A 5,387-nucleotide genomic window follows, 5' to 3' on the forward strand; every position below is an offset into this window, starting at 1 on the left:
GCCATCGGGGCCGTCCGCATCGCGGCTCACCACCACCATGCCGGGAGCGAGGTCTTCAGTGGTGACCCACTGGCCCGAGCCGTCCTCGTCCACGATCCACCAGGGGTGGTCGTCGGTGGTCTCGAAGAACTCCGTCTCGCCACCCTCGCCGGAGAGAGAGACCTCCCAGATCACCCGCTCGTGGCGGCGGATCAGGTCGGTGACGGCTTTGAGTTCGGTCTCGCCGGTATCGGTGTTCCGCGCCCAAACCAGGTCGCCTTTCTCGATCTCCTCGATGGGGCGGAGGCCGTCCTCGGTCTCCACCAGCGTACCCGCGACGAAGCAGCAGGTTTTGCTTAGCGCACGCCCAACTGCTCCCGCCGCCTTGGCAGCGCCTAGGCCAGCGAGGACGACATCTTCCGGACCTGGAGCGGCAACACTTCCTACCGCGATGATCGCCGTACCCAGATTTTTGTTCGACTGACTAACGATCGCCTGTGGACTCGGATTGTTGGCAGCGCGGCGTGCGTTGTTGATCCGTCTAGCCGCTAGACGGTTCCGAAGCGCCGTCCCTCCGAACGTATGGGTCTCCCTTCCATCCGGATCCCAAGCATTCACCGGATCGTTGGCGGCATAGGCGTACCTGTTGTGCATGTCCGGTCTTGCTGGTCCGAACTCCACGGGGTCGGTTGCGAGGAACCTTCCGATCACGGGGTCGTAGTAGCGGGCCTGCATGTAGGTGAGGCCCGAGGCCTTGTCCCTTACATGCCCGGTGAAGCCAGGCTCGTCGTCGTTGGCCGCCGAGAGCCCAGACCACACCTCGCCGTAGGGGGTCAGCCTCTCATTCGAGGTGATGTTGCCCTCAGCATCGGCGATCATGCTCTGGCTGCCCAGATGATCGGTGTAGACATAGCTCACCTCTTCACCCCCAGGGCCGTTCTTCACCCGAACCGAACCCGCACCGCCAAGCGAGACATAGTCCGTCCGCTCGCCAGACTTGGCGTTGTAGCGGTGCAGGAGCTGACCGGCCTGGGAGTAGACCGAGTAGATGGTCTCGTCCCCGTCCACCTGCTTCACCCGGCGCTTGTGGCCGTCATAGGTGAAGGTCTGGGTCAGGGGGCCGCTGATACTCACCGGCTGGTTGCTGATATTGTGGGTAAGGCTGACGCCGCCCTTGCTGAGGTCCCCGTTCCACAGCACGTTGCCGCGCAGATCGTAGCCGATGTTCTGCCAAGTGTTGCCCTCACGCGTGTCGCGGAAACGGGACAGCCGGTTCATGGTCTGGTCGTGGTCGAACTCTACCACCGCGCTGCCAAGGGTCTTCTTGCGAAGGTTGCCGACCGGATCGTAGTCGAAGATGCCCGCCCCCCAGGCACCCGACGCTGTCTTTAGACGCCCTGCCCCGTCATAGGTGAATGCCTGATCGAAGTCGTTGTTATAGAGGTCGTCGATCGAAGTCACTCGACCGTTCTTGTCGTAAGCGTAGTTCCGCTTAAAACCATAATACCAATGAAACTGAGAGGGCAGATGCCGGTCGTTGAAGACCGGGTTGTAGTACCGGCCATTGCCTAGATCCATCCAATCGATCTGACCGCTGGGGTGGTACTGCATGTTCGAGGCGTAGGCGATCCCGCCTGCCTCTTGCACCTTGGTCGGTTGCCCGAGCGCGTTGGGGGCGAACTCGACCACGTCACCCAATGGATAGCTGACCGTCGCATGGTGGCCGTCGGGGTTGTAGGTGTAGAAAAGCGGGAAGCTCAGCCCGTCGATCTGCAAGGTCTCGGACTTCGGCAGGTCGTCCGTACCGGTATAGTAGTAGTCATAGTCCCATGCCGTGCTGCCTCTAGTCAGCCTCTCGAGGTTCCCGTTCGCATCGTAGGTGCGGCCAATATTGTGATCGCCGCTGACGGCCGGAAAGTAGGTCCAGTCCAGCTGGCCGAGCGGGGTATAGGTGTAGGTCGTCGTCTCGTCCGGCCTGATGGTGCCGCAGCCCGAGCCCGTCTTGGGCTGGCCCTCCGATAGCTGATGAAGCTCGCCATTGGCGTAGTAGCGGTAGAGCTTTGCCCCCCGCTCCGGCGTGTGGTGGTAGCAGAGCCGGTTCTGGCTGTCGTAACGGTAGGTCTGGGTGACGTTGCCCGAGTGTCCGTTCGCGCTGCCGTACTGACGGGCGAGAACCATGTTGCCCCACTCGTCGTAGCGCATCTCGGTGTTGATGCCCTCGGGCTGCTGGATCAGCGTCGGGTAGCCATCGTCAGGCGAGCCGAAGCCGACACGCGTGGTGATCGTCTTGTTGCCCTCGGGATCGGTCACCCGGACGCGGTTGCCCGAAAGGTAGTCATATGTGGTGGTCGCGTGGGGCGCGACGTTCTCGCGAACCTGCTTGATGCGGCCCAGCGCGTCATAGGTCGTGTGCGTGCCGAAATTGCCGGTCGACGGCGATGCGCTGGGCGCCCCTTGATAGTGTACCCGGCCCATCGCATCGTAAGTCGTGCGGGTGTAAAGCCTAGTAGCTGCACTGTTGGCTACATCGAGCACCCGCTTCAGGGTCGGACGAAGCAGCCCGTCATACCAGTAAATCTCCTCGGAGTTCCCCCTGCGAACCTTCTGATACATCGTACCGTAAGCGTCGTCCGTATCGTGGTAGGTGATGTTTGTATCCGCCCACGAACCAGGACGACTAATCTTCGTCAGCCAGCCGACAGGGTTGTACTCGTAGGATGTTTTCACCCCCATGGCGTCGGTGAAGCTGGTCACCCAACCGTTGTCATTAACAGTCCTCAAATTAGTGAGCTGTCCGGTGCTTCCAACGCGCGGAAGGTTCACCTGTCGCGGAACGCCCCGGTGGTAGTCGAACCAGCCCGATATCCGTTCGTTCGCTGAGTTCCCATCCACGCTTTCGCGGTACCAACGCAAGGCACCGCGGTAGGCAGGGTCTGTATGATACCCATAGGTCGCGCGCCGTACTCCATAGCGCCAGTGTTGCGAAACCTTGTCTGGGAACAGCGCATCGTACACGTAACGATCTGTCTCAAGACCATTACGCGTGAGGGAGCTGGGCAGTCCTAGCAACCAGTTGTTACGATCATGGATATAGACCGCAGACTGCAGAACATCTTCGGCGGCGCCTCTACTCGCCGTCGAGTAGCGCTTGATGGTAAGAGGGAAGCCGTAGCTGTAGCCCGAAGAGGTGTGCGACAGCCCGAAGGTCCGTTCCGTCGTATAGGTCTCGCCGCCCTGATGCAGATCGGTCTTAGTCGTTCGAAACGGTTTGAGAACATGTGTTGGGACATGCCAGTGCGTGCTGCCGACGGCATTCTCAAACTGCCGCTCATTCACTGTGCGGCTGATCAGTACACCAGAGGTAGCGGTTGTAAACCGTTTGGTCTCTCTGACGAAGCCGCCAAGGTCGTGATAGTACTCGGTTCGAGCACCCGAAGGGTCGATCATATCGGTGCGGTAGTCGTCATATGAATAGCGCCAGACCGACGCTGGAATAGCGGGTCCAGTAAGCCGCTTCTCCGTGATGGACATGCTTTCCTGGACCCAGTGCCATGAGCCATCATCGACGCCGTCCGCCCAGCAAGCGCCGTTGATCGGGTCGGGACCGGTGCCCTCATAGGGCCTCACCGTCTCGCTGAACGTGAACTCTCCCTTGACCCCGTCGGGATGCCGCACCCAGATTTTGCGGTCCGGGCTTGTGCAGTTCTCTCCACGAAACGGCTCGTGGCTCATATCGATCAGTCCGACGTTCTCTTCGGAACCATTGAAAACCGAGCCAAAAAACCATGCCCGTTCGCGGTTCGATTCCGACGGCAAGGTCACTTTGGTAAGGAAGGCTACCTGGCTTCCGTTTTGAGTATTGTAGTCATACGTCCAAGTTCTTCCATTGACGGTTATAGAGCCGATCCTGTCGCCAACATAGGCCGGTTCAATTGTTCGGTTGTCGCTGCTTTCGATCGACCTGAGCTTATGGCCGTTCCAAGTGTATCGAACAGTATTGCCGTGAATGTCGCGGACCTCGGTCGCGAGCATGATGGCTTGGCGGCGCTCTAGTATCTGACTGTTGCCAAGCTTCAGCGGCTTGGCGTCTCGATACACGAGATGGTTGAAAGTATATCTTGTTCCGTCGGGACCGTATGCTGTGAAACCTTCCGAACCATCCGCCAATGTGACGCCGCAGACCACTACCCAGTTGTCCGTTGTGACGAGCCGGGCACCGTTCTTCCAGTGCGTCCCCTGCGGATTGTACAGAAGCTGCTTGGAGCCTTGCCCCGGAATCGTCATGTTGATCCCGTTCGAGTAGTGAGCTTCATCGATGATCCAGGCGGATGCATCGCTGGTTCCGTCCCACGTGGACGGGGGTTGGTACTTGGGCCCTTCGACATGACCCGAGCTGCAACGATTGTCATTCCACGTTCCGGGTTCGTACAGACTGCCCCGGCGATAGCTCGCTACCAGACGCGAGATGCTGGGCACGTCTAGCTCCCAGTCACCGAAAGCTGCGGGTGTCGCGTAAAAGTTCTGTGCCTGGCTCTTCTTCCTTCTGATTACGACTTCCAGCCGACTGTTCCCAGGCAGACTGATATCCGTCTGCGAGAACGTCAGCGAACCCGTGAAGGGGTCGATAGCGTCACCCAACAGACCAAAGCCATGAGCTTGAAGCCTGGAGTCGATATTAGCACGCTCCAGGTAGTCCGGCGTGATGTCCGGTGGGTCAAGCTGGTTCCCGCCGCCCCCCGGATCTGGGTCGATGCTGAATTCGTCTGTAGACGGGTTTTCAGGAAGAAGAAGAGGGTTTGATTCATCTTCGACAGGTGGCGGACCGGCCCAGCTCACAGAAGCTACACATGCAAGACCCGCAAGAAAATGACGTAGACGCATCGAATCGCTCCCCTTACGGGAACAATACGTAAATCCTACATAGCCGCAATGATTGTCTGCAGTGGGTGTCTGGAAGCAACAGATTACCGCCGAATGGGTAGTCTACCTGGACGTGCAGTCTGACCTTCTTGCGGAGCGCGGTGGTCCGGGACAACCCTGCTACCTTCTGCGTTGTCATCCAGCTTTCTCGCAATCATGTGGGAAGTTGAAGTCTGAGCCGACCGGCGCGGGCGGGAAGCTGTTCAGGATTGTTCAGGTTGAGCGAGCGAAAAACGGTAGAAAAACCAGAAAAACCGGCCGCAGCACCCGGTAGCCGTGATGGCTTTAGCGTACCCGCCCGCTCGCCGATCTTAAGAAGGCATTTGCGGGCCTGACGAAGGCGCAAAAGGTGGTAGCTACCAGACGGGCGCAGGCTTCCCTGGCGACCGCGCATTTCGGAGCCTTACCAATCCAACGGGCCGCCGCCGACCGCGAAGAGCGCCGCTAGAGCGGTTTCAACTTAATCGAGGTCATATCCTTCGGCTGCG

At 59.5% G+C, this 5,387-nt stretch carries 1 protein-coding gene; it reads right to left on the reverse strand.

The genetic code is table 11. The features are described from left to right. A partial coding sequence (locus tag NOG11_RS14760; protein WP_256620582.1) for an RHS repeat-associated core domain-containing protein occupies positions 1-3,711 on the reverse strand: 3,711 nt, incomplete at its 3' end. Between the last annotated feature and the right edge of the window lie 1,676 nt (positions 3,712-5,387).

The sequence above is a fragment of the Parvularcula maris genome (assembly GCF_024505085.1).
Classification (GTDB): Bacteria; Pseudomonadota; Alphaproteobacteria; order Caulobacterales; family Parvularculaceae; genus Parvularcula; species Parvularcula maris.